This is a genomic window from Aureimonas sp. CAS (genome assembly GCF_059838215.1).
Window position 1 is genome coordinate 3,520,083 of sequence record NZ_CM187563.1, and the last position, 19,106, is coordinate 3,539,188.

Consider the following 19,106-nt stretch of genomic DNA (forward strand, 5'->3'; position numbering starts at 1 on the left):
TTCCGGCCCCATTCCCGTCCTCAAGCGGCCGCCCTCGCGTCCGCCCTTCAATCCAAGGTTCGATCCTATATGGCGAAAGAAGAAGTTCTCGAGTTTCCCGGAACGGTCACCGAGCTCCTGCCCAACGCGACCTTCCGCATCAAGCTCGAGAACGATCACGAGATCATCGCCCACACCGCCGGCCGCATGCGCAAGAACCGCATCCGCGTGCTGACGGGCGACAAGGTCCTGGTCGAGATGACGCCCTACGACCTGACCAAGGGCCGCATCACCTACCGCTTCAAGTAAGGGCCTCGACGCGATGGCGCGGCCGCAGCAAAAGCATCTGGTGCTCGCCTCCGGCTCGCCGCGTCGGCTGGAGCTGCTGCAGCAGGTCGGCATCGAGCCGGAGCGCCTTCTGCCCGCCGATCTCGACGAGACGCCCGAGCGCGGGGAGCATCCGCGCGCCCTCGCCAAGCGCCTCGCCAAGGCGAAGGCCGAGGCCGGCGCGCTGACGCTGTCGCGCATCGAGCAGCGCAAGGGCCGGTACGTGCTCGCGGCCGACACGGTGGTGACCGTCGGGCGCCGCGTCATGCCGAAGGCCGAGCTGGCCGAGGACGCGATCGCCAATCTGCGCATCCTCTCCGGGCGCGCCCACCGCGTCTATACGGGCCTCTGCCTCGTCACGCCGGAAGGGCGGCTGCGCCAGCGCCTCGTCGAGACGCGGGTGCGCTTCAAGCGCCTGTTGAAAAGCGACATCGAGCGCTACATCGCCTCCGGCGAATGGCGCGGCAAGGCCGGCGGCTACGCCATCCAGGGTCTGGCCGGCGGCTTCGTCGTGCGTCTCGTCGGCTCCTACACCAACGTCGTCGGACTGCCGCTCTACGAGACGCTGTCGCTGCTCGAAGGCGACGGCTTCCGCTGGGGCGCGCCGATCGAGGCCGAGGAGCCGGCGTGATGCCTGCGCCCTCCGGCGCCAAGGTGACGCCGCTGCGGCCCAGGCGCGAATGCCCCGAATGCGGCCGCCCGTCCGACCGTGCGACCTTTCCCTTCTGCTCGCCGCGCTGCAAGGACGTCGATCTCAACCGCTGGCTCTCGGGGTCCTACGTGATCCCCGGCACGGAGGAGGAGCCGTCCGACCCCTCCCGCGAGGGATGAGCGCGCGCGGCGGAGAGGATCGGCGGGCATGATCGCCGCCATCGCCTCGGCACTGGTGCCGACCGGCCTCCTGATCGGGCTCGGTCAGGTTCTGCGGCGGATGGAGTTCGTGCCCGACGCCTTCTGGCCGCAGGCCGAGCGCCTCTGCTACTTCGTGCTCCTGCCCGCGCTCTTCGCCCACAGTCTGGGCACGGCCGACCTCTCCGCCGTTCCCATCGCGGGGCTTGCGAGCGTCGTCATCCCGACCACGATCCTCGTCTCGCTCGCCCTTGTGCTGCTCGCCCCGCGCCTCGCCCGCGACGGCGCCGCCTTCACCTCGGTCTTCCAGGGCGGCATCCGCTTCAACAACTATGTCGGCATCACCGCCGCGCTGGCGCTCTTCGGCCCGCCCGCCATCGCGCTGGCGGCGGTCGCCAACGCGGCCATCGTGCCGACCGTCAACGTCCTGTGCGTCCTGATCTTCGCGCGCTTCGGCGCGGCGCAGCCGAGCCTGTCCGGCATCCTGCGCGGCATCGTCACCAACCCGCTGATCGTCGGCTGCGCCATCGGCATCGCGCTTCAGGTGGCGGGGATCCGCATTCCGGCGACGCTTTTCGGCGCCGTCGGCGCGCTCGGGCAGGCGTCGCTGCCGCTCGGCCTCCTGTGCGTGGGCGCCGCGCTGGATTTCTCGCAGGCGCGCTCGGCCCTGCGCCCGGTGGTCCTGTCGAGCGTCGCGAAGTTCGCGGCCATGCCGGCGACGGCGGCGATCCTCTGCCTCGCCTTCGGGCTGGACGGGCTGGCGGCCTCCGTCGCGATCCTCTTCATGGCGCTGCCGACGGCCTCCTCCTCCTACGTCATGGCGCGCCAGCTCGGTGGCGACGCGCCGCTGATGGCGACCATCGTCGCGGTCCAGACGATCCTGGCGATCCTCACTTTGCCGCCCGCCATCCTTCTGGCGAAGGCTCTGGCCTGAGGCCTATTCGCCGTGGAGCTTGAGCGCCGGCCCCTTGGCCGGCGACAGGAGGTCGGTCGCGATGGCGAGTGTTCCGCGCAGCGGCCCGAGCACGCGCACCTGATGCTGGCGCTCCAGCGCATGATAGGCGGCGGTGGCGAACTGGCCGTCGATGAAGAGGTCGCTCCCGCGCGAGAGCCGGGCGCGGCCGACCGTGCCGGCGAGGCCGAGAGAGACGAGCCGGCCCTTGTTCTCGAACTCGAAGGCGCGGACCGTGCGGCCCTTCGCCAGTTCGGGGATGGTCCTGACCAGATAGGCGGCCTGCTGGCTCGCGGCCTGCGCGGTCGGCGGGATCGGCCTGTCCGACATCTCCGGCGTAAAGGCGGCCGAATCGCCGATGGCGAGCACGCGGCGGTCGCTCGCCGAACGCAGCCAGCGATCGACGACGATGCGGCCCTTGCGGTCCAGCTCGAAATCGCCGAGCCCCTTCAGGACCGGATTGCCGACGAGCCCGGTGGCCCAGACCGTCAGATCGCTCGGCCAGGTCTCGCCCTTGACGGTGCGGATCTCCTCCTGCGTCACCTCCGAGACCTGCGCGTCGGTGACGATCTTCACGTCGAGCGCGCGCAGGCGCTCGGTGATCTCGCGGCGCAGCGTGTCGTCGATCCCCGGCATCAGTTCGGGCGCGGCCTCGATCAGCGTCACCGACAGGAGCTTGCCCTGCGAGGGCGAAGCGCCGGGCTCGAAGAAGCCGTGCTCGGAATGGCGTAAGTGCGCGGCGAGCTCCGTGCCCGTCGGCCCCGTGCCGACGATGCCGATCTCCGCCGGCGTGCCGGTCTCGCGGGCCCGGACCATGAGCGCGATGAAGCGGCGGCGGAACTCCTCCGCGTCCTGCGGCCCGTCGAGCCGCAGCGCGTGCTCCTTCACGCCGGCCGTGCCGAAATTGGGAGTGGCGCCGCCGAGCGCGACGACGCACAGATCGTAGGGCAGGTCCCGCGCGGCGGCCAGTTCCCGCCCCTCGCCGTCCACCATCGGGGCGAGGCGGACGGTGCGCGCCTGCCGGTCGATGGAGACGACCTCGCCCTGTTCGAAATGGAAGCCGCGCAACTCGCCGAGGAGATAGAAGGATATCTCGGCCAGCGAGGTCTGCACCGTGCCGGCCGCCAGCTCGTGGAGCCTCGGCTTCCAGACATGCGCGGTTTCCCGATCGACGAGGATCACGTCGAGCTCGCGGCGCCACGCGAGCTGCGAGGCGAGTTCGAGCCCGCCCGAGCCGCCGCCGAGAACGAGGATGCGCGCTCGCTCGCCCATGCGGCTCAACCGATCAGATCCGGGAACAGGCCGACCAGTCCGATGAAGATCAGGTAGAGCGCGACGATGATGTTCAAAAGGCGCGGGACGATCAGGATGAGGATGCCCGCGATCAGGGAAACGATCGGCGTGAAGGTGACGATTTCCAAGTTTCGAGCCTCCGTCTGAGCCGGCGCCGCCGGGCTGCTGCATTGCGAAATCGCTGGCCGCGACCTTCGGTTCCAAGCCCTCGGGGTTAAGGCCGGTCAGCCCATGTACCAGCCGTGGCTCGGGATGATGGACTGGCCGGTCAGCGCGTTGGAGCGGAAGCCGGCGAGGAAGACCGCGACGTCCGCCACATCCGCGACCGTCGTGAACTCCTGGTCCACCGTGCGGCCGAGCATGATGCGGTTGACCACCTCCTCCTCGGAGATCTTCAGGTCGCGCGCCTGTTCGGGAATCTGCTTCTCGACGAGCGGCGTCTTCACGAAGCCGGGGCAGATGATGTTGGAGCGCACGCCGTGCGGCCCGCCCTCCTTGGCCATGACGCGGCAGAGGCCGAGGATTCCGTGCTTGGCGGCGACATAGGCGCTCTTCAGGGCCGAGGGCTCGTGGGAATGGACCGAGCCCATGTAGATCAGCGCGCCCGACTTCTGCGGGTACATGTGCCGGACCGCCGCCCGGGTCAGCAGGAACGAGCCGCCGAGATGGATGTCCACCACCTTGCGGAACTCCTCATAGGGGAACTCCTCGATCGGGTGGACGATCTGGATGCCGGCATTGGCCACCATCGTGTCGAGGCGTCCGAAGCGCGAGACGACCGCCTCCACGCCCTCGTTCACCGCCGCCTCGTCGGTGACGTCCATGGTCACGGCCATCGCCTGCCCGCCATCCGCGGCGATCTCGTCCACGGCGGCCTTCGCGGCCTCGCCGTTCAGATCCGCGATGGCGACCTTCGCGCCCTCGGCCGCATAGGCCCTGGCGATGGCCTTGCCGATGCCGGACGCGGCGCCCGTGACGATCGCGACGTTGCCTTCGAGCTTCATGGGCGCCTTCCTCCTGATCCGGGACCTCTCCCGCTCAAAGACTAGCCGCCGCACGCGCATTGTCACGCTCTGCCGGAACGAAAAACGGCGGCCGATGGGCCGCCGCTCGTGTCGTCGTGAGAGAAGACGCGCTCAAGCGTCCTTGGTGGTCTCGTCCGGCACGCCGGGCTTCTGGTCGACGGTCGCCTTCGGTCCGCCCTTGGAGACGCCGACCATGGCCGGGCGCAGCACGCGCTCGCCGATGGCGTAGCCGTCCTGGACCACCTGGACGACCGTATTGGCCGCCAGACTCTCGTCCGGCACATCGAACATCGCCTGATGGAAGTTCGGATCGAAGCGCTGGCCCTTCGGGTCGAGCTTGCGGACGCCGTGGCGCTCCAGCGAGGAGAGCATGGCGCGGGCCGTCATCTCGACGCCCTCGACCAGCGAGGTGAGCCCGGCCTCGCCGGCCGCGCGCGCCTCCTCCGGCACCGCCTGCAGCGCGCGGTCGAGATTGTCCGACACGCTCAGCATGTCGCGGGCGAAATTGGCCACGGCGAACTGGCGCGCGTCCTTGATCTCGCGCTCGGTGCGGCGGCGCAGATTCTCCATGTCGGCCGCCAGACGCAGAAGGCGGTCCTTCACGTCGGCGTTCTCGGCCTCGAGCTCGGCGATCCGGGCTGCGTCCGCCGCCTCCGCGCCCTCGCCCCAGGCCGAGCGCTCGGCGCCGGCCTCGGCCGCGCCCTCCGCTCCGGCGTCGCGGGTGAGATCCTCGGCCTCGTTCGGCTCGCGGTTCGGGATGTCGCTCGTCGTCATCGGTGCAGGGAACTCCGGGCTGGTCCGCCAAGCCTTCCGCGCGGGAGATGCGGCATCTCGCGGGCATGCTCGGCGGATCGTGGTGATTTCGCGCCCGATATCGAATGCGGGGCGGCACAAATCAAGGGCGCGGGGCGAGGTCGCGCGCGGTCAGGAGCGCTTGGCGGTGCCCGCGTCGCCGAGGAGGCGCGAGACGAGACGGGCAGTGTAGTCCACCATGGGCACGATGCGGCGGTAGTTCAGCCGCGTCGGCCCGATCACCCCGACCGCGCCGATGACGCGCTGCCGGTCGTCCGAATAGGGCGCGACGACGAGGGAGGAGCCCGAGAGCGAGAACAGCTTGTTCTCCGAGCCGATGAAGATGCGAACGCCGTTGCCGGTCTCGGCGAGGTCGAGCAGCTCCACGATGGAGCTCTGCGTCTCCAGATCGTCGAAGAGGTGGCGCAGGCGCTCCAGATCCTCCGCCGCCGTGACGTTCTCCAGAAGATTGGCGCGGCCGCGCACGATGAGGCGCGAGGGCTGGTCGTGGCTCGCCCCGGACCAGACCGCGAAGCCCGCCTCGACGAGCCCGCGCGACAGCTCGTCGAGCGCGTTCGCCGTCTCGTCCTTCAGGGCCGCGACGGCGTCGCGCGCCTCCGACAGGGTCCGCCCGACGATGCGCGCGTTGAGGAAGTTGCCGGCCTCGACGAGCTGCGAGGCGGTGACGCCGGGGCTGAGCTCGACGATGCGGTTCTCGACCTCGCCGTTCTCGCCGACGAGGATCGCGAGGGCGCGCGTCGGCTCCAGGCGGATGAACTCGATGTGCTTGAGGCGGATGTCGGTCTTGGAGGTGACGACGAGACCGGCTCCGCGCGAAAGGCCCGACAGGAGCTGGCTGGCCTCCGTCAGAAGCGTCTCGACGCCGCGCTGGTCGCCGAGGACGCGGGCGCGCTCCTCGATCTCCTCGCGCTCGGCGCGCGCCATGTCGCTGCCGGTCTCCAGGAAGGCGTCCACGAAGAAGCGGAGGCCCAGCTCGGTCGGCAGCCGTCCGGCCGAGACGTGCGGCGCGTAGATGAGGCCGAGCTGCTCCAGATCGCTCATCACGTTGCGGATCGAGGCCGGCGAGAGCGCGGTGGAGAGCAGGCGGGAGAGATTGCGCGACCCGACCGGCTCGCCCGAATCCAGATAGGTGTCGACGATCAGGCGGAAGATCTCGCGCGAGCGGTCGTCGAGCGGGCCGCCCGGCCCGGTCCAGTTCGTGCCCCTCGTCGTCGTGGAAAGCGTCATGGGCGGGACTATAGGAAGCGGGCGCGGCCTCGCCAAGCGGGAAGCCCGGTCCCGAAACGCTTTGCGAGGCCGGCCTCGAATGGTTAAGAGCCTCGCGACGATCAAAGACGAACGGACATGACGACGATGCGGCCATCCAAGCGCGCGAGCGACGAACTGCGCAAGGTCTCCCTCGAACGCGGCGTCTCGCGCCACGCGGAGGGCTCCTGCCTCGTGAAGTTCGGCGACACGCATGTTCTGTGCACCGCGAGCCTGGAGGACCGCGTGCCGGGCTGGCTGCGCAATTCCGGGCGCGGCTGGGTGACGGCCGAGTACGGCATGCTGCCGCGCGCCACCCACGAGCGCATGCGCCGCGAGGCGGCCTCCGGCAAGCAGTCGGGCCGCACGCAGGAGATCCAGCGCCTGATCGGCCGGTCGCTTCGCGCGGTCGTCGATCTGGAGGCGCTGGGCGAGCGCCAGATCTCCATCGACTGCGACGTGATCCAGGCCGACGGCGGCACGCGCACGGCGGCGATCACCGGCGCCTTCGTCGCGCTCGCCGACTGCCTCGCCTGGATGGAGGGGCGCGGCATGGTGAAGCGCGAGAAGGTCCTGAAGGACCACGTGGCGGCGATCTCCTGCGGCATCCACAACGGCGAGCCGGTGATCGACCTCGACTATGACGAGGATTCCTCGGCCGGCACCGACGCCAATTTCGTGATGACGGGCTCGGGCGGCATCGTCGAGATTCAGGGAACCGCCGAGGCCGAGCCCTTCTCGGAGGAGGAGTTCCTGAAGCTCCTGTCGCTGGCGCGCGCCGGCATCGCCGGCCTGGTCGAGAAGCAGCGCGAGGCGCTGGCGCAAGGCTGAGGCCATCGGCAGGCGGTAGCGTCCGCGCGCCTTCGCAAAGGAAACGGCATGATCCTTCTCGACCCTTCGAACGGCCCGCTCCTGGTCGCCAGCCACAATCAGGGCAAGATCGCCGAATTCCGCGACCTGCTCGGCCCCCTCGGCTTCGAGGTGGTCTCGGCGGCCGACAAGGGCCTGCCCGAGCCGGAGGAGACCGGCTCGACCTTCGAGGAGAACGCGCAGATCAAGTCGCTGGCCGCCGCCCGCGCCACGGGCCTCGTCGCCCTGTCGGACGATTCGGGGCTGGCGGTCGATGCGCTCGGCGGCGCGCCCGGCATCCATTCGGCGCGCTGGGCCGGGCCGGACAAGGACTTCGCCATGGCGATGCGCCAGATCGAGGAGAAGCTGCAGGCGACGGGCGCGGTGCGTCCGGACCAGCGCAGCGCGCGCTTCGTCGCCGTCCTGTCGCTGGCGCGCCCGAACGGCACGACGACGGAGTTCCGCGGCGAGGTGGAAGGCACGCTCGTCTGGCCGCCGCGCGGAACCGCCGGCTTCGGCTACGACCCGATGTTCCTGCCCGACGGCTTCGATCGCACCTTCGGCGAGATGACGGCGCGGGAGAAGCACGGCTGGACGCCCGGGCAGGAGACGGCCCTCTCGCACCGCGCCCGTGCCTTCAAGCTCTTCGCGCGAAAGGCGCTCGACATCGGATGAACGCGCAAGTCGGGAAACTCACCGCGATCCGCCCCTACACGCCGCCGGCGGGGAATCCCGGCTTCGGCGTCTATGTCCACTGGCCCTTCTGCGCGGCCAAGTGCCCCTATTGCGACTTCAACTCGCATGTCCGCCATCAGCCGGTCGATCAGGCGCGCTACGTCGCGGCCTTCCGGCGCGAGATCGCGACCATGGCGGCCCGCTCGCGCGGCCAGCGCGTCACCTCCGTCTTCCTCGGCGGCGGGACGCCCTCGCTGATGGAGCCCGGAACGGTCGCCGCGATCCTCGACGCGGTGGCGGATGCCTGGACCGTGGAGGAGGGCGCGGAGATCACGCTGGAGGCCAATCCGTCCTCCGTCGAGGCGGAGCGTTTCCGGGGCTATCGCGCGGCAGGCGTCAACCGGGTCTCGCTCGGCGTCCAGGCGCTGAACGACACGGATCTGCGTCGCCTCGGCAGACTGCACGACGTGACCCAGGCGCTGGGCGCGATCGGGCTGGCCCGCGACATCTTCCCGCGCCTGTCCTTCGACCTGATCTACGCCCGGCCCGACCAGACCGTCGAGGCCTGGGAGGCCGAGCTCGGCCGCGCGATCGATCTGGCGGCCGACCATCTGTCGCTCTACCAGCTGACGATCGAGGAGGGCACGGCCTTCCACGCGCTTCACAAGGCGGGCAAGCTGAAGGTCCCGGACGGAGAGCTCTCGGCCGAGCTCTACGAGGCGACGCAGCGCCTGACGGCGGCGCGCGGGCTGCCCGCCTACGAAATCTCCAACCACGCCATGCCGGGCGCGGAATCGCGCCACAACCTCACCTACTGGCGCTACGGGCTCTATGCCGGGGTCGGACCGGGCGCCCACGGCCGCCTGATGGGGGAGGGCGGCGTGCGCCACGCCGTCTCCAACGAGAAGCATCCCGAGACCTGGCTGAAGATGGTCGAGGACTGGGATGCGGGCATCGATCTCGACGAGCCGCTGGGCGCCGCCGAGCAGGCCGACGAACTCCTCCTGATGGGGCTGCGCCTCGTGGAGGGGCTCGACCTGAAGCGCTGGCGGGCGCTGACCGGGCGCGACGTCGACCCCGTCGTGGAAAGCGATCTCAAGCGCCACGGCATGATCGAGCGCCTCGGCCCGAACCGCATCCGCGCCACGCCGGCCGGGATGCTCGTGCTCGACGCCGTCGTCGCGGATCTGGCTTGAGCCTCGCGATCTACGTTTCGGCCGCGCTCGCCGAGATCGCCGGCTGCTTCGCCTTCTGGGCGTGGTGGCGCTCGGGTGCCTCGGCCCTCTGGCTCGTTCCGGGCACCGCGAGCCTCGTGCTGTTCGCGCTGCTTCTGACGCAGATCGATGCGAGCCATGCCGGCCGGGCCTATGCCGCCTATGGCGGGGTCTACATCCTCGCCTCCGTGCTCTGGCTCTGGGCGGTCGAGGGCGCGCGGCCGGACCGTTTCGACCTCGCCGGCACCGCTCTCTGTCTTCTGGGCGCGGCGGTCATCCTGTGGGGTCCGCGCACGGCGTGAACGCTTGGCGCGGCTCACCGGCGCTGCCATATTCGACCGCACGTCAACGCGAAGGAGACGGGCCATGTCCGCGGTCAAGACCGTTACGGTGACGCTCGGCGAGGAGCAGGAGAGCCTGGAGCGTCGTCTGGCGTCCGGCGAGTATGACACCGCCGATGAAGTCCTACGCGAGGGTCTGCGCGCTCTCGACCGGGAAGACGACTTCGACGTCGAGGAGCTACGCGCTATGATCGACGAAGCGGAGAGAGATCCGCGACCGGACGTGCCGGCGTCCGAAGTCTTTGCGCGTCTGGAGAAGCGCTTCCCTCTGCCGGCTGAAGAGTGAATGCCGTTGAGGCTCTTCTTCACGAAGTCGGCTGAACGCGACATCGAAGGGATAGCGACCTTCATCGCCCGAGAGAATCCCGCCGCCGCCGCACGTTTCGTTCGCGATCTTCGACAACGTGCCGAACTCCTGACGGAGTTTCCCGCGAGCGGGCGCGCTCGCGACGAATTGCGTTCTGGCGCGCGGACATTGGCGTTCGATCGCAAGGTCCTGATCCTCTATCGGATCGGACCTGATAGCGTCCGGATTCTCCGCGTCCGCTACAAGGGGAGCGAGATCCATGGACGGTGAAGGCGAACACGCTCTTCGCAGGCCGACGGACGGCGCGGCAGCCTCCTTCACCCTTCGCGGCACGACGTTCCCGGCGCCGCGCCCCGAACCCGGGCTCTATCTCGTCGCGACGCCGATCGGGAACCTGTCGGACATCACGATCCGGGCGCTGGAGACGATCGCGGGCGCTGACATGCTGGCCTGCGAGGACACGCGCGTCACCGCCAAGCTCCTGCAGCGCTTCGCGATCTCGCGCCGGCCCGTCAGCTATCACGAGCACAACGAGGCGGCGTCGGGCGAGGCGCTTCTCGCTGAGCTTCTGGCCGGCCGCTCCGTCGCGCTCGTCTCCGACGCCGGGACGCCGCTCGTCTCCGATCCGGGCTTCCGGCTGGTCGAGCGGGCGATCGAGGCGGGCATCTCCGTGATCCCGATCCCCGGCGCCTCGGCGCCGGTTTCGGCGCTCCTCGCCTCGGGCCTCCCCTCCGACGCCTTCTTCTTCGCCGGCTTCCTGCCGTCGAAGGAGGTGGCGCGCGCCAAGCGGCTCGAGGAGCTCGTCCGGGTGCCGGGAACGCTTCTCTTCTTCGAATCGCCCAACCGCATCGCCGCGAGCCTCGCCGAGATGGCCTCGGTCCTCGGGGACCGGCCGGCGGCGGTATGCCGCGAGCTGACGAAGCTGCATGAGACGATCTATCGCGGCAGCCTGCCGCAGCTCGCGGAGCGCTTCGCGGGCGAGGAGAACGTGCGCGGCGAGATCGTGGTCTGCGTCGGGCCTCCGGCCCCTGCCGAGGACGCGGGGGAGGCGGATGTGGACACGATCCTCGCCGGTCTCCTGGCCGAGATGAAGCCCTCCCAGGCCGCGGCCGAAGCCGTGCGTCTGACCGGGCGCCCGAAGCGCGAGCTCTATGCCCGCGCGCTGGAGCTCAAGGGCTCGGCGTGACGCGGGCGCGTCGGCAGGCCGGCTTCCGGCTCGGCCACCGCGCCGAATGGCTCGCCGCCTTCGCCCTGCGCTGCAAGGGCTACCGGATTCTCGCAATCCGCCACCGCACGAGGCTCGGCGAGATCGACCTCGTCGCGCGGCGGGGCGACACGGTCGCCATCGTGGAGGTGAAGGCGCGGCGCTCGGTCGCGGCCGCGATCGACGCCGTCACGCCCACCGCGCGGCGCCGTATCGAGGCGGCGGGCGATCTCTGGCTGGCGGGGCGGCCGGACGCGCACCGCCTGTCGCTGCGCTACGACATCGTCGCCGTCGTGCCGTGGCGCTGGCCCATCCATGTGGCGGGCGCATGGGAGCCCGGCGCGCGCTGAGGGGCAGGGGGCTTTTCAAGCGCGGCGGAAGGGCGTAAAGCCCCGCGCCGCGAACACCGGAGGCTTAGCGCCCACAAGCCGCGACGCCCTGCCTCCTCCGGTACGCCGCCCCATTGCGCGACGTCGCGGCGTCCTGGAAGGACGCGTTCCCCTTCGGCTTCGGGTTCGAAGACCTTACAATGTCCGTCTACCACCAGAGTGAGACGGGAGACGCATCGGCGTCCCGCCCCCGTTTCGCGACCCTCGTCCTCGGCTCGATCGGCGTCGTCTACGGCGACATCGGCACCAGCCCGCTCTACGCACTGCGCGAGGCGCTGCTGCATGCGGGCAACGGCATGGTCGATCCCGAAGACGTGATCGGCATCGTCTCGCTGCTGCTCTGGACGCTGACGGTCGTCGTCTCGGGCAAATACGTCGCCTTGATCCTGAAGGCCGACAACAACGGCGAGGGCGGCGTCCTGACGCTGCTCGCCCTGGCGCGCCGCCACGGCTCCACCGGCCTGATCGTCCTGACCGTCGGCATGATCGCGGCCTCCCTCTTCTACGGCGACGCCGTCATCACGCCGGCCATTTCGGTGCTGTCGGCGATGGAGGGCCTGGCCCTCGTCTCGCCGAGCCTCGCCGATCTGGCGCTTCCGCTGACGCTCGTCATCCTGACCGTGCTCTTCGCGGCGCAGGCCTACGGAACGGCGCGCATCGCCAGCCTGTTCGGCCCGATCACCCTCGTCTGGTTCCTCGTCATGGGCGGGCTCGGGCTGATCCATATCGGCGACGACCCCTCGATCCTGGCCGCGATCAATCCGCTGGCCGCGATCCGCTTCATCACCGACCACGGCTTCCTCGCCCTCGCCATTCTCGGGACGGTCTTCCTGGCGGTGACGGGCGCCGAGGCGCTCTATGCCGATCTCGGCCATTTCGGCGCCCGGCCGATCCGCTTCGCCTGGGGCACGCTCGTCTTCCCGGCGCTGGCGCTGAACTATCTCGGCCAGGGCGCGCTGATCCTCGACCAGCCGGAGGCGGTCGCCAATCCCTTCTTCCTGCTGGCGCCGGGCTGGGCGCTTCTGCCCCTGGTGATCCTCGCCGCCATGGCGACGGTCATCGCCAGCCAGGCGGTCATCACCGGCGCCTTCTCGCTGACGCATCAGGCCGTGCAGCTCGGCCTTCTGCCGCGCATGGAGGTCCGCCACACCTCGCCCGAGCATGTGGGGCAGATCTACATTCCGAAGGTCAATCTCCTCCTCTTCGTCGTCGTCATCGCGCTGGTGCTCACCTTCCAGACCTCCTCGGCGCTGGCCGGCGCCTACGGCATCGCGGTCTCCGGCAACATGATGGCGACCTCGACGCTCGCCATCGTGGTGTTCCGCCGCGTCTGGCGATGGTCCTGGGCGAGGATCGCGCTCGTCATGGTGCCGATCCTCATGCTGGAGACGACCTTCCTCGGCGCGAACCTGTTGAAGATCTTCGCCGGCGGCTGGGCGCCGCTGACGCTGGCGACGATCCTTCTCATCGTCATGGCGACCTATGTGCGCGGCACCCGGATCGTTCAGGAGAAGGCCGCGCGCGCGGCCATGCCGCTCGTCGCCCTCCTCTCCATGCTCGACCGCTCGCACCCCGCGACCGCCCCGGGCACCGCCGTCTTCATGTGCGGAGACCAGGACGTCGCGCCCTCCTCGCTCCTGCACAATCTCAAGCACAACGGCGTGCTGCACGAGAAGAACGTGGTCCTGACGGTGAAGACCTCGAACCGGCCGCGCGTCTCGGAGCGGGACCGGGTGGAGGTCGAGGAGCTGCATCCGCGCTTCAAGCGCATGACCCTGACCTTCGGCTACATGGAGGAGCCGAACGTGCCGGCGGCGCTGGCGCTCGCCAAGAAGCAGGGCGTCCTGAAGTTCGAGATCATGTCGACCTCGTTCTTCCTGTCGCGGCGCTCGCTGCGCGCCCTGTCCGAGACCGGCATGCCCGCCTGGCAGGACCGGCTCTACATCGCGCTCTACGGGCAGGTGACGGACGCGACGCGCTTCTACAAGCTGCCGACCAACCGCGTGGTGGAACTCGGCCAGCAGCTCGCCATCTGATGACCGGCTTGCCGGGCGGGCCCCGCTCGGCTACCGCCTCCGGCGGACGCCTCGAACGAAGGACGGTTGCGCATGGCCCTCAAGGTCGCGGTCCAGATGGACCATGTCTCCTCGATCACCATCAAGGGCGATTCCACCTTCGCCCTGTGCCTGGAAGCGGAGCGGCGGGGCCACGAGCTCTTCCACTACACGCCCGACCGGCTGACCTTCCGCGACGGCGTCGTCTCCGCGCGCGTCGAGGCGATGAATCTGCGCGAGGAGCAGGGCAAGCACTTCACGCTCGGCGAGCCGCAGCGCGTCGACCTGTCGAGCATGGACGTCGTCCTCCTCCGGCAGGATCCGCCCTTCGACATGAACTACATCACCTCGACCCATCTCCTGGAGCGCATCCACCCCAGGACGCTGGTCGCCAACGACCCGGGCTGGGTGCGCAACATGCCCGAGAAGATTTTCGTCACCGAATTCACCGACCTGATGCCGGAGACGCTGATCACCAAGGACCCGGAGGAGGTGGCCGCCTTCCGCGCCGAGCATGGCGAGATCGTCATGAAGCCGCTCTACGGCAATGGCGGCGCGGGCGTCTTCCATCTGACGCGGGAGGACCGCAACCTCACCTCCTTCATGGAGACCTTCGCGCTCCTCTTCCGCGAGCCCTTCATCGTCCAGCGCTATCTGAAGGACGTGCGAAAGGGCGACAAGCGCATCATCCTCATCGACGGGGAGCCGGTGGGGGCGATCAACCGCGTTCCGGCCGAGACCGACGCGCGCTCCAACATGCATGTCGGCGGGCGCGCCGAGGCGACGGAGCTGACGGCGCGCGAGCGGGAGATCTGCGAGCGGATCGGCCCGGCGCTGAAGGAGCGCGGCCAGATCTTCGTCGGCATCGACGTGATCGGCGACTATCTGACCGAGATCAACGTCACCTCGCCGACGGGCATCCGCGAGGTGAAGCGCTTCGGCGGCGCCGACATCGCGGTGCTGTTCTGGGACGCGGTCGAGGCCAGGCGCTGACCGTTGCTCCGCGACGCCGAGGCGAGGCGCTGAACGCCCGATGAACAGGGCGTTCGGCAACCGTTCGGACGCCGGATGGTTGAATGGGATCATCGAACAAGGGCCAATCTCGAAGGACGCCCCCTCATGACCCGCCGCCTGAAACTGACCACCCTCATTCTCGCCGGCGCGATGCTGGTTCCCGGCATCGCCTCCGCCGCGACCGCCTTCGCGACCGGCAACGTCAATCTGCGCGCCGGCCCCTCCACGGCCTACCCGGCCGTCAACGTCGTGCCGGCCGGTGACGACGTGCGCGTCTTCGGCTGCCTGTCCAACCGCTCCTGGTGCGACGTCGACTATTACGGCCAGCGCGGCTGGATGTCGTCGAACTACCTCGCCTTCGAGCAGCGGGGCACCCGCTACACCGGGCCGCGCGTCGTCGAGCGCATCGCCGCGCCGACCGTCACCTTCCAGATCGGCACCTATTGGGACGATCATTATCGCGATCGCTCCTTCTACCGCGACCGTGGCCGCTACGATCGCGACTGGCGCGACGACCGTCGCGACTGGCGCCGCGAGGCCCGCCGGGACTGGCGCGAGGACCGTCGCGAATGGCGGGAGGACCGCCGCGACTGGCGTGACGACGGTCGTGACTGGCGCGACGATCCCCGCCGCATCCGTCCGGGCGAACTCGTCCTGGAAGGCCGCATCAACTAGCACCCGAACGTTCGGGGAGGGCCGTCCGAGAGGCGGGGAGATCATCCCCGCCTTCCGGGCGGCCCTTTCGTTCGGGCACCCGCCCGCCTTGACCGGCTTTCGAACCGGCGCCTATACCTGTCGGCGACGGTTCCCGGTCCGGTGACGGACGGGGATTAAAAGGGAACACGGTGAGGACGACCCAATCGGGGCCGAAGCCGTGGCTGCCCCCGCAACTGTAAGCGGATGCCGATCACCCTCGTGACGCCCGAAGCCGGGCGCCATGCCACTGCGACCGAGGTCGCGGGAAGGCAGGTGAGAGGCGCCAGATCCGCGAGCCAGGAGACCTGCCGTCGGAACGGAGCGCCCATGCGCTCTTTCGATCCACTTCTTCGAGCGGGGATGCTCGGAAAGGATGTTCATGACGGCCCTGTCCCGGCCCGCGCTCCGCGTGCGGCTGTTCCCATTCGCCTTTCAAAACCAATCCGACCGCCCGGAAAAGCCGGGTGCGGCAACGCCGCGAAACCCTTCGACAAGCGATCTGTTATGTTATAACAAAACGCCGCTTTCGCTTTCGAAGGGTCAATTCATGTCGCATTTGAAGTTCGCCGCGCTCTCGCTCGTCTCCGGCGCCGCGCTGCTCGTCTCCACGGGCGCCTCGCTCGCCGAGGACACCGCCTATCCGCTGACCCTCCAGAACTGCGGCCGCGACGTCGTTTTCGAGGAGGCGCCCGTCAGCGTCGTCTCCATCGGCCAGAGCATGACCGAAATCCTCTATCTCCTCGGTCTTCAGGACCGCGTCGTCGGCACCGCCCTGTGGATCGGTCCGGTGCTCGAAGGCTTCGAGGAGGTGAACGAGGGGATCGAACGCCTCGCCGACAACGATCCGAGCTTCGAGAGCGTCGTCGACAAGCGGCCCGACCTCGTCACCTCGCAGTTCGAATGGCAGGTCGGCCCGGCCGGCGTGGTGGCGACGCCCGAGCAGTTCGAGGATCTCGGGATCGACGTCTACATTTCTCCTGCCGACTGCGTGGGCAAGGACAATTCCGACGGCGGCGACGGCGTGCGCCGCGAGCCCTTCACCATGGCGCTCATCCATCAGGAGGTGCGCGAGCTCGCCGCGATCTTCGACGTGAAGGAGGAGGGCGAGCGCGTCGTCGCCGACCTGATCCGCCGCGAGGAGGAGGCCAAGGCCAAGATCGCCGATCTCGACGGCGAGGTCTCGGCCGTCTTCTGGTTCTCCTCCGCCGATCTCGCCATCGACCCCTATGTGGCGGGCTCCAACGGCGCGCCGGGCTACATCATGGAAACGCTCGGCGTCACCAACGTCATCGAGAGCGACGAGGAATGGCCGACGGTCGGCTGGGAGACCATCGCGCGGGCCGATCCGACCGTTATCGTCGCGGGCGAGATGCAGCGCCGCCGCTTCCCCGCCGACGACATCGCCGTGAAGCTCCGCTTCCTGGAGGAGGACCCGGTCGCCAGCCTCATGGAGGCCGTGCAGGAGGACCGCGTCGTCGTGATGGACGCGCAGGCCATGAACCCGACGATCCGCACCATCGAGGGCATCGAGGTTCTGGCGGAGGGCCTGTCGCGCGCCGGCCTGGCCCGGTGAGCGCCGAGTCCGTTTCGGGCGGGTGGGGCGGCGTGTCCGGCGCCTCTTCCCCCGCCGTGCCGAAGTCCGGCTCCGGCGGGCGCCTCTCGCCCGCCGCCTGGACGCTCGCCGCGATCCTTTCGCTTCTCGGCGCGCTCGCGCTCGGCGCCTCCATCGGCGAGACCGCGATCCCGCTCGACACCGTCGCCAAGACGCTCGCCAACCGCCTCTTCGGCGCGGCCTATCCGCTCGACCGCATCGACGAGGGCATCGTCTGGAACTACCGCCTGTCGCGCGCCATCGTCGCGGGCGCCTGCGGTGCCTCGCTCGCCTTGTCCGGAGCCATCCTGCAGTCGCTCCTGCGCAACGCGCTCGCCGACCCCTACATCCTCGGCATCTCGGCCGGCGCCTCCACGGGCGCGGTCTCGGTCGCGATCGTCGGGCTCGGGGCCGGCGCGGTGACCATGTCGCTCGGCGCCTTCGCGGGGGCTCTTCTCGCCTTCGGCTTCGTCTCGGCGCTGGCGCTGCGCGCCGGCAGCGGCGCGGGCGCGATCATTCTCGCCGGCATCGCCGGATCGCAGCTCTTCAACGCGCTCACCTCCTTCGTCATCACCAAGTCGGCGACGGCCGAGCAGGCGCGCGGCATCATGTTCTGGCTTCTGGGCAACCTCTCCGGCGTGCGCTGGCCGGACGTCTCGCTGGCCGTGCCGGTGGCGATCGCGGGCTTCCTCGTCTGCATCCTGCACGCCCGCGCGCTCGACGCCTTCACCTTCGGCGCGCAGTCGGCGGCCTCGCTCGGCGTGCCCGTGCGGCGCGTTCGCGCGATCCTGATCGGCACGGCGGCCTTGATGACGGCGGTCATGGTCTCGATCGTCGGCTCGATCGGCTTCGTCGGCCTCGTCGTGCCGCATGCCGCGCGGCTTCTCTTCGGCGTGCGCCACACCGTGCTCCTGCCCGCCTGCGCGGTCATCGGGGCGATCTTCATGATCGCGGCCGACATCCTGTCGCGCAATGTCGTGCCGGGGCAGGTGCTCCCGATCGGCGTCATCACCGCGCTCGTCGGCGCGCCGGCCTTCGCGCTCATCCTCATGCGCCGGAGGGTCGGCGCATGATCCTGACCGCGACCGATCTCGTCTGGGGCGCCGCGCGCCGCCGGATCGTCGACGACGTCTCGCTCGACGTCCGCAAGGGCGAGTTCCTCGGCATCGTCGGGCCGAACGGCTCGGGCAAGACCAGCCTGATGGCGCTTCTGGCGGGGTTGCGCCCGCCCGCCTCGGGGCAGGTCCGGCTCGAAGGGACGCCGCTGACCGAGCTGCCCCGCCGCGAGATGGCGCGCACCGTCGCCCTCGTCGAGCAGCAGGCCGAGACCGCCGAGCGCATCACCGCCCGCGAGGCGGTGGAGCTCGGCCGCACGCCGCACTTGAGCGCGCTGCGGCCCTTCTCCGAGACGGACCGCGCGATCGTGGACGAGGCACTCGGCAAGGTCGGCATGCGCGATCTCGCCGACCGGCTGTGGCACACGCTCTCGGGCGGCGAGCGCCAGCGCCTGCACATCGCCCGCGCGCTGGCGCAGGAGCCCCGCATCCTGATGCTGGACGAGCCGACGAACCATCTCGACATCCACCATCAGATCGCGCTCCTCGATCTCGTGGAGGCGCAGGATCTGACGGTCGTGGCCGCGCTGCACGATCTCAACCACGCGGCGATGTTCTGCGACCGCATCGCCGTGCTCCACGGCGGGCGGCTGGAGGCGCTGGGCACCCCGGCCGAGATCCTGACGGCCGAGCGCCTGTCGCGGGTCTTCGGCGTTGCGGCCCGCGTCGAGCCGGGCGAGGACGGCCGCCCCTTCATCCGCTACGCGCGGCCCGCCCGCGCCGCCAAGCACCGGGAGTTCCGCCTTGCGTCCTGACGTCGCGCTCGCCGCCCTTCTCTTCGCCGCCGCGCCGGCTCTGTCCGAGACCCACGAGGTGCGGATGCTGAACCGGGGCGAGACCGGCTCCATGGTCTACGAGCCGGACCATCTGCGAATCGCGCCGGGCGACAGCGTGCGCTTCCTCGTCGGCCACCGCTCGCACAACGCGGCCTCGATCGAGGGCATGATGCCGGAGGGCGCGGAGCCCTTCATCGGGCGCATCGACGAGGAGATCGAGGTCACCTTCGACGTGGAGGGCACCTACGGCATCAAATGCTCGCCGCATCTCGGTATGGGCATGGTGATGGTGGTGCAGGTGGGCGACGGTCCGCTCGACACCGATCTCTCCGCCGCCGATCTGCCGTCGCGGGCGCGAGAGCGCTTCGAGGAGATCTTCGCCCGCGCGGGCGACTGAG

General features: G+C 69.9%; 24 protein-coding genes and 1 riboswitch. Of the genes, 19 read left to right on the forward strand and 5 right to left on the reverse strand.

From position 1 onward, the window contains the following. Window positions 1-69 precede the first annotated feature (69 nt). Genes infA through AC6R2M_RS17025 form a run of 4 tightly spaced genes read left to right on the forward strand, consistent with a single transcriptional unit; the run spans window position 70 to window position 2,089 of the window. A complete protein-coding gene (gene infA / locus AC6R2M_RS17010; RefSeq protein ID WP_055892241.1) occupies window positions 70-288 on the forward strand; it encodes a translation initiation factor IF-1 in 219 nt (72 codons plus the stop codon). Between the two features lie 13 nt (window positions 289-301). Further along, window positions 302-937, forward strand: coding sequence for a Maf-like protein (locus AC6R2M_RS17015; protein ID WP_500484199.1), 636 nt, complete (start codon window positions 302-304; stop codon window positions 935-937). Beyond that, window positions 937-1,137, forward strand: a complete 201-nt coding sequence (gene yacG, locus AC6R2M_RS17020) for a DNA gyrase inhibitor YacG (RefSeq protein WP_500484201.1) — start codon at window positions 937-939, stop codon at window positions 1,135-1,137. The genes AC6R2M_RS17015 and yacG overlap by 1 nt, the downstream gene beginning before the upstream one ends. A gap of 28 nt (window positions 1,138-1,165) precedes the next feature. After that, window positions 1,166-2,089, forward strand: coding sequence for an AEC family transporter (locus AC6R2M_RS17025; protein WP_500484203.1), 924 nt, complete (start codon window positions 1,166-1,168; stop codon window positions 2,087-2,089). A 3-nt stretch (window positions 2,090-2,092) separates the two neighbouring features. Here AC6R2M_RS17025 and AC6R2M_RS17030 read toward each other — a convergent pair whose 3' ends face one another. The 5 genes from AC6R2M_RS17030 to hrcA form a co-directional block, all read right to left on the reverse strand. Next, window positions 2,093-3,379 carry an NAD(P)/FAD-dependent oxidoreductase gene (locus AC6R2M_RS17030; protein ID WP_500484205.1) on the reverse strand — a complete coding sequence of 429 codons (1,287 nt, stop codon included), beginning with the start codon at window positions 3,377-3,379 and terminating at the stop codon, window positions 2,093-2,095. A 5-nt stretch (window positions 3,380-3,384) separates the two neighbouring features. After that, window positions 3,385-3,528: a DUF3096 domain-containing protein gene (locus AC6R2M_RS17035; protein ID WP_500484207.1), complete on the reverse strand. Its 144-nt coding sequence runs from the start codon at window positions 3,526-3,528 to the stop codon at window positions 3,385-3,387. A 96-nt stretch (window positions 3,529-3,624) separates the two neighbouring features. Continuing rightward, window positions 3,625-4,404, reverse strand: a complete 780-nt coding sequence (locus tag AC6R2M_RS17040) for a 3-hydroxybutyrate dehydrogenase (protein WP_500484209.1) — start codon at window positions 4,402-4,404, stop codon at window positions 3,625-3,627. Window positions 4,405-4,536: 132 nt separating this feature from the next. Further along, window positions 4,537-5,199 carry a nucleotide exchange factor GrpE gene (gene grpE / locus AC6R2M_RS17045; RefSeq protein WP_500484211.1) on the reverse strand — a complete coding sequence of 221 codons (663 nt, stop codon included), beginning with the start codon at window positions 5,197-5,199 and terminating at the stop codon, window positions 4,537-4,539. Between the two features lie 150 nt (window positions 5,200-5,349). Next, window positions 5,350-6,465, reverse strand: coding sequence for a heat-inducible transcriptional repressor HrcA (gene hrcA, locus AC6R2M_RS17050; RefSeq protein ID WP_500484213.1), 1,116 nt, complete (start codon window positions 6,463-6,465; stop codon window positions 5,350-5,352). A gap of 126 nt (window positions 6,466-6,591) precedes the next feature. Here hrcA and rph point away from each other — a divergent pair, with 126 nt between their 5' ends. The 15 genes from rph (at window position 6,592) to AC6R2M_RS17125 (ending at window position 19,105) form a co-directional block, all read left to right on the forward strand. Next, window positions 6,592-7,314, forward strand: coding sequence for a ribonuclease PH (gene rph, locus AC6R2M_RS17055; RefSeq protein ID WP_500484215.1), 723 nt, complete (start codon window positions 6,592-6,594; stop codon window positions 7,312-7,314). Window positions 7,315-7,362: 48 nt separating this feature from the next. Continuing rightward, window positions 7,363-8,007, forward strand: a complete 645-nt coding sequence (gene rdgB / locus AC6R2M_RS17060; RefSeq protein ID WP_500484217.1) for an RdgB/HAM1 family non-canonical purine NTP pyrophosphatase — start codon at window positions 7,363-7,365, stop codon at window positions 8,005-8,007. Next, entirely contained in the window at window positions 8,004-9,203 is a 1,200-nt protein-coding gene (gene hemW / locus AC6R2M_RS17065) for a radical SAM family heme chaperone HemW (protein ID WP_500484219.1), read from the forward strand. Before rdgB ends, hemW begins: the two co-directional genes overlap by 4 nt. Further along, window positions 9,200-9,523 carry a YnfA family protein gene (locus tag AC6R2M_RS17070; RefSeq protein WP_500484221.1) on the forward strand — a complete coding sequence of 108 codons (324 nt, stop codon included), beginning with the start codon at window positions 9,200-9,202 and terminating at the stop codon, window positions 9,521-9,523. The genes hemW and AC6R2M_RS17070 overlap by 4 nt, the downstream gene beginning before the upstream one ends. A gap of 64 nt (window positions 9,524-9,587) precedes the next feature. Then, a complete protein-coding gene (locus tag AC6R2M_RS17075) occupies window positions 9,588-9,848 on the forward strand; it encodes a type II toxin-antitoxin system ParD family antitoxin (RefSeq protein ID WP_500484223.1) in 261 nt (86 codons plus the stop codon). Window positions 9,849-9,854: 6 nt separating this feature from the next. Further along, on the forward strand, window positions 9,855-10,139 hold the full coding sequence (locus AC6R2M_RS17080) for a type II toxin-antitoxin system RelE/ParE family toxin (protein ID WP_500484225.1): 285 nt from the start codon (window positions 9,855-9,857) through the stop codon (window positions 10,137-10,139). Then, window positions 10,129-11,055 carry a 16S rRNA (cytidine(1402)-2'-O)-methyltransferase gene (gene rsmI / locus AC6R2M_RS17085; protein ID WP_500484226.1) on the forward strand — a complete coding sequence of 309 codons (927 nt, stop codon included), beginning with the start codon at window positions 10,129-10,131 and terminating at the stop codon, window positions 11,053-11,055. Before AC6R2M_RS17080 ends, rsmI begins: the two co-directional genes overlap by 11 nt. Next, a complete protein-coding gene (locus AC6R2M_RS17090; protein ID WP_500484228.1) occupies window positions 11,052-11,423 on the forward strand; it encodes a YraN family protein in 372 nt (123 codons plus the stop codon). Before rsmI ends, AC6R2M_RS17090 begins: the two co-directional genes overlap by 4 nt. Window positions 11,424-11,602: 179 nt before the next feature. After that, window positions 11,603-13,498 (forward strand): potassium transporter Kup, encoded by a 1,896-nt coding sequence (locus AC6R2M_RS17095; protein ID WP_500484230.1) that lies wholly within the window; start codon window positions 11,603-11,605, stop codon window positions 13,496-13,498. 72 nt (window positions 13,499-13,570) lie between these two features. Further along, on the forward strand, window positions 13,571-14,509 hold the full coding sequence (gshB, locus tag AC6R2M_RS17100) for a glutathione synthase (protein ID WP_500484232.1): 939 nt from the start codon (window positions 13,571-13,573) through the stop codon (window positions 14,507-14,509). Between the two features lie 126 nt (window positions 14,510-14,635). After that, window positions 14,636-15,205: an SH3 domain-containing protein gene (locus tag AC6R2M_RS17105; protein ID WP_500484234.1), complete on the forward strand. Its 570-nt coding sequence runs from the start codon at window positions 14,636-14,638 to the stop codon at window positions 15,203-15,205. A gap of 110 nt (window positions 15,206-15,315) precedes the next feature. Continuing rightward, window positions 15,316-15,553, forward strand: a riboswitch (cobalamin riboswitch). Window positions 15,554-15,773: 220 nt separating this feature from the next. After that, the gene (locus AC6R2M_RS17110; RefSeq protein WP_500484236.1) at window positions 15,774-16,799 is read left to right on the forward strand and encodes an ABC transporter substrate-binding protein; all 1,026 of its coding nucleotides are present in this window, start codon (window positions 15,774-15,776) and stop codon (window positions 16,797-16,799) included. Window positions 16,800-16,912: 113 nt separating this feature from the next. Beyond that, window positions 16,913-17,890: a FecCD family ABC transporter permease gene (locus AC6R2M_RS17115; protein WP_500487641.1), complete on the forward strand. Its 978-nt coding sequence runs from the start codon at window positions 16,913-16,915 to the stop codon at window positions 17,888-17,890. Further along, window positions 17,887-18,687 carry an ABC transporter ATP-binding protein gene (locus AC6R2M_RS17120; RefSeq protein WP_500484238.1) on the forward strand — a complete coding sequence of 267 codons (801 nt, stop codon included), beginning with the start codon at window positions 17,887-17,889 and terminating at the stop codon, window positions 18,685-18,687. The genes AC6R2M_RS17115 and AC6R2M_RS17120 overlap by 4 nt, the downstream gene beginning before the upstream one ends. Beyond that, on the forward strand, window positions 18,677-19,105 hold the full coding sequence (locus AC6R2M_RS17125) for a pseudoazurin (protein WP_500484240.1): 429 nt from the start codon (window positions 18,677-18,679) through the stop codon (window positions 19,103-19,105). The genes AC6R2M_RS17120 and AC6R2M_RS17125 overlap by 11 nt, the downstream gene beginning before the upstream one ends. Window position 19,106: the final 1 nt, after the last annotated feature.

What these genes read in the sequence shown, in the direction of transcription:
- infA (WP_055892241.1), top strand. Translation starts at nt 70, where the DNA reads ATGGCGAAAGAAGAAGTTCTCGAGTTTCCCGGAACGGTCACCGAGCTC.
- AC6R2M_RS17015 (WP_500484199.1), top strand. Translation starts at nt 302, where the DNA reads ATGGCGCGGCCGCAGCAAAAGCATCTGGTGCTCGCCTCCGGCTCGCCG.
- AC6R2M_RS17040 (WP_500484209.1), bottom strand. Translation starts at nt 4,404, where the DNA reads ATGAAGCTCGAAGGCAACGTCGCGATCGTCACGGGCGCCGCGTCCGGC.
- AC6R2M_RS17110 (WP_500484236.1), top strand. Translation starts at nt 15,774, where the DNA reads ATGTCGCATTTGAAGTTCGCCGCGCTCTCGCTCGTCTCCGGCGCCGCG.
- hemW (WP_500484219.1), top strand. Translation starts at nt 8,004, where the DNA reads ATGAACGCGCAAGTCGGGAAACTCACCGCGATCCGCCCCTACACGCCG.
- rsmI (WP_500484226.1), top strand. Translation starts at nt 10,129, where the DNA reads ATGGACGGTGAAGGCGAACACGCTCTTCGCAGGCCGACGGACGGCGCG.
- AC6R2M_RS17030 (WP_500484205.1), bottom strand. Translation starts at nt 3,379, where the DNA reads ATGGGCGAGCGAGCGCGCATCCTCGTTCTCGGCGGCGGCTCGGGCGGG.
- AC6R2M_RS17095 (WP_500484230.1), top strand. Translation starts at nt 11,603, where the DNA reads ATGTCCGTCTACCACCAGAGTGAGACGGGAGACGCATCGGCGTCCCGC.
- AC6R2M_RS17075 (WP_500484223.1), top strand. Translation starts at nt 9,588, where the DNA reads ATGTCCGCGGTCAAGACCGTTACGGTGACGCTCGGCGAGGAGCAGGAG.
- rph (WP_500484215.1), top strand. Translation starts at nt 6,592, where the DNA reads ATGCGGCCATCCAAGCGCGCGAGCGACGAACTGCGCAAGGTCTCCCTC.
- AC6R2M_RS17025 (WP_500484203.1), top strand. Translation starts at nt 1,166, where the DNA reads ATGATCGCCGCCATCGCCTCGGCACTGGTGCCGACCGGCCTCCTGATC.
- AC6R2M_RS17120 (WP_500484238.1), top strand. Translation starts at nt 17,887, where the DNA reads ATGATCCTGACCGCGACCGATCTCGTCTGGGGCGCCGCGCGCCGCCGG.
- rdgB (WP_500484217.1), top strand. Translation starts at nt 7,363, where the DNA reads ATGATCCTTCTCGACCCTTCGAACGGCCCGCTCCTGGTCGCCAGCCAC.
- hrcA (WP_500484213.1), bottom strand. Translation starts at nt 6,465, where the DNA reads ATGACGCTTTCCACGACGACGAGGGGCACGAACTGGACCGGGCCGGGC.
- grpE (WP_500484211.1), bottom strand. Translation starts at nt 5,199, where the DNA reads ATGACGACGAGCGACATCCCGAACCGCGAGCCGAACGAGGCCGAGGAT.
- gshB (WP_500484232.1), top strand. Translation starts at nt 13,571, where the DNA reads ATGGCCCTCAAGGTCGCGGTCCAGATGGACCATGTCTCCTCGATCACC.
- yacG (WP_500484201.1), top strand. Translation starts at nt 937, where the DNA reads ATGCCTGCGCCCTCCGGCGCCAAGGTGACGCCGCTGCGGCCCAGGCGC.
- AC6R2M_RS17105 (WP_500484234.1), top strand. Translation starts at nt 14,636, where the DNA reads ATGACCCGCCGCCTGAAACTGACCACCCTCATTCTCGCCGGCGCGATG.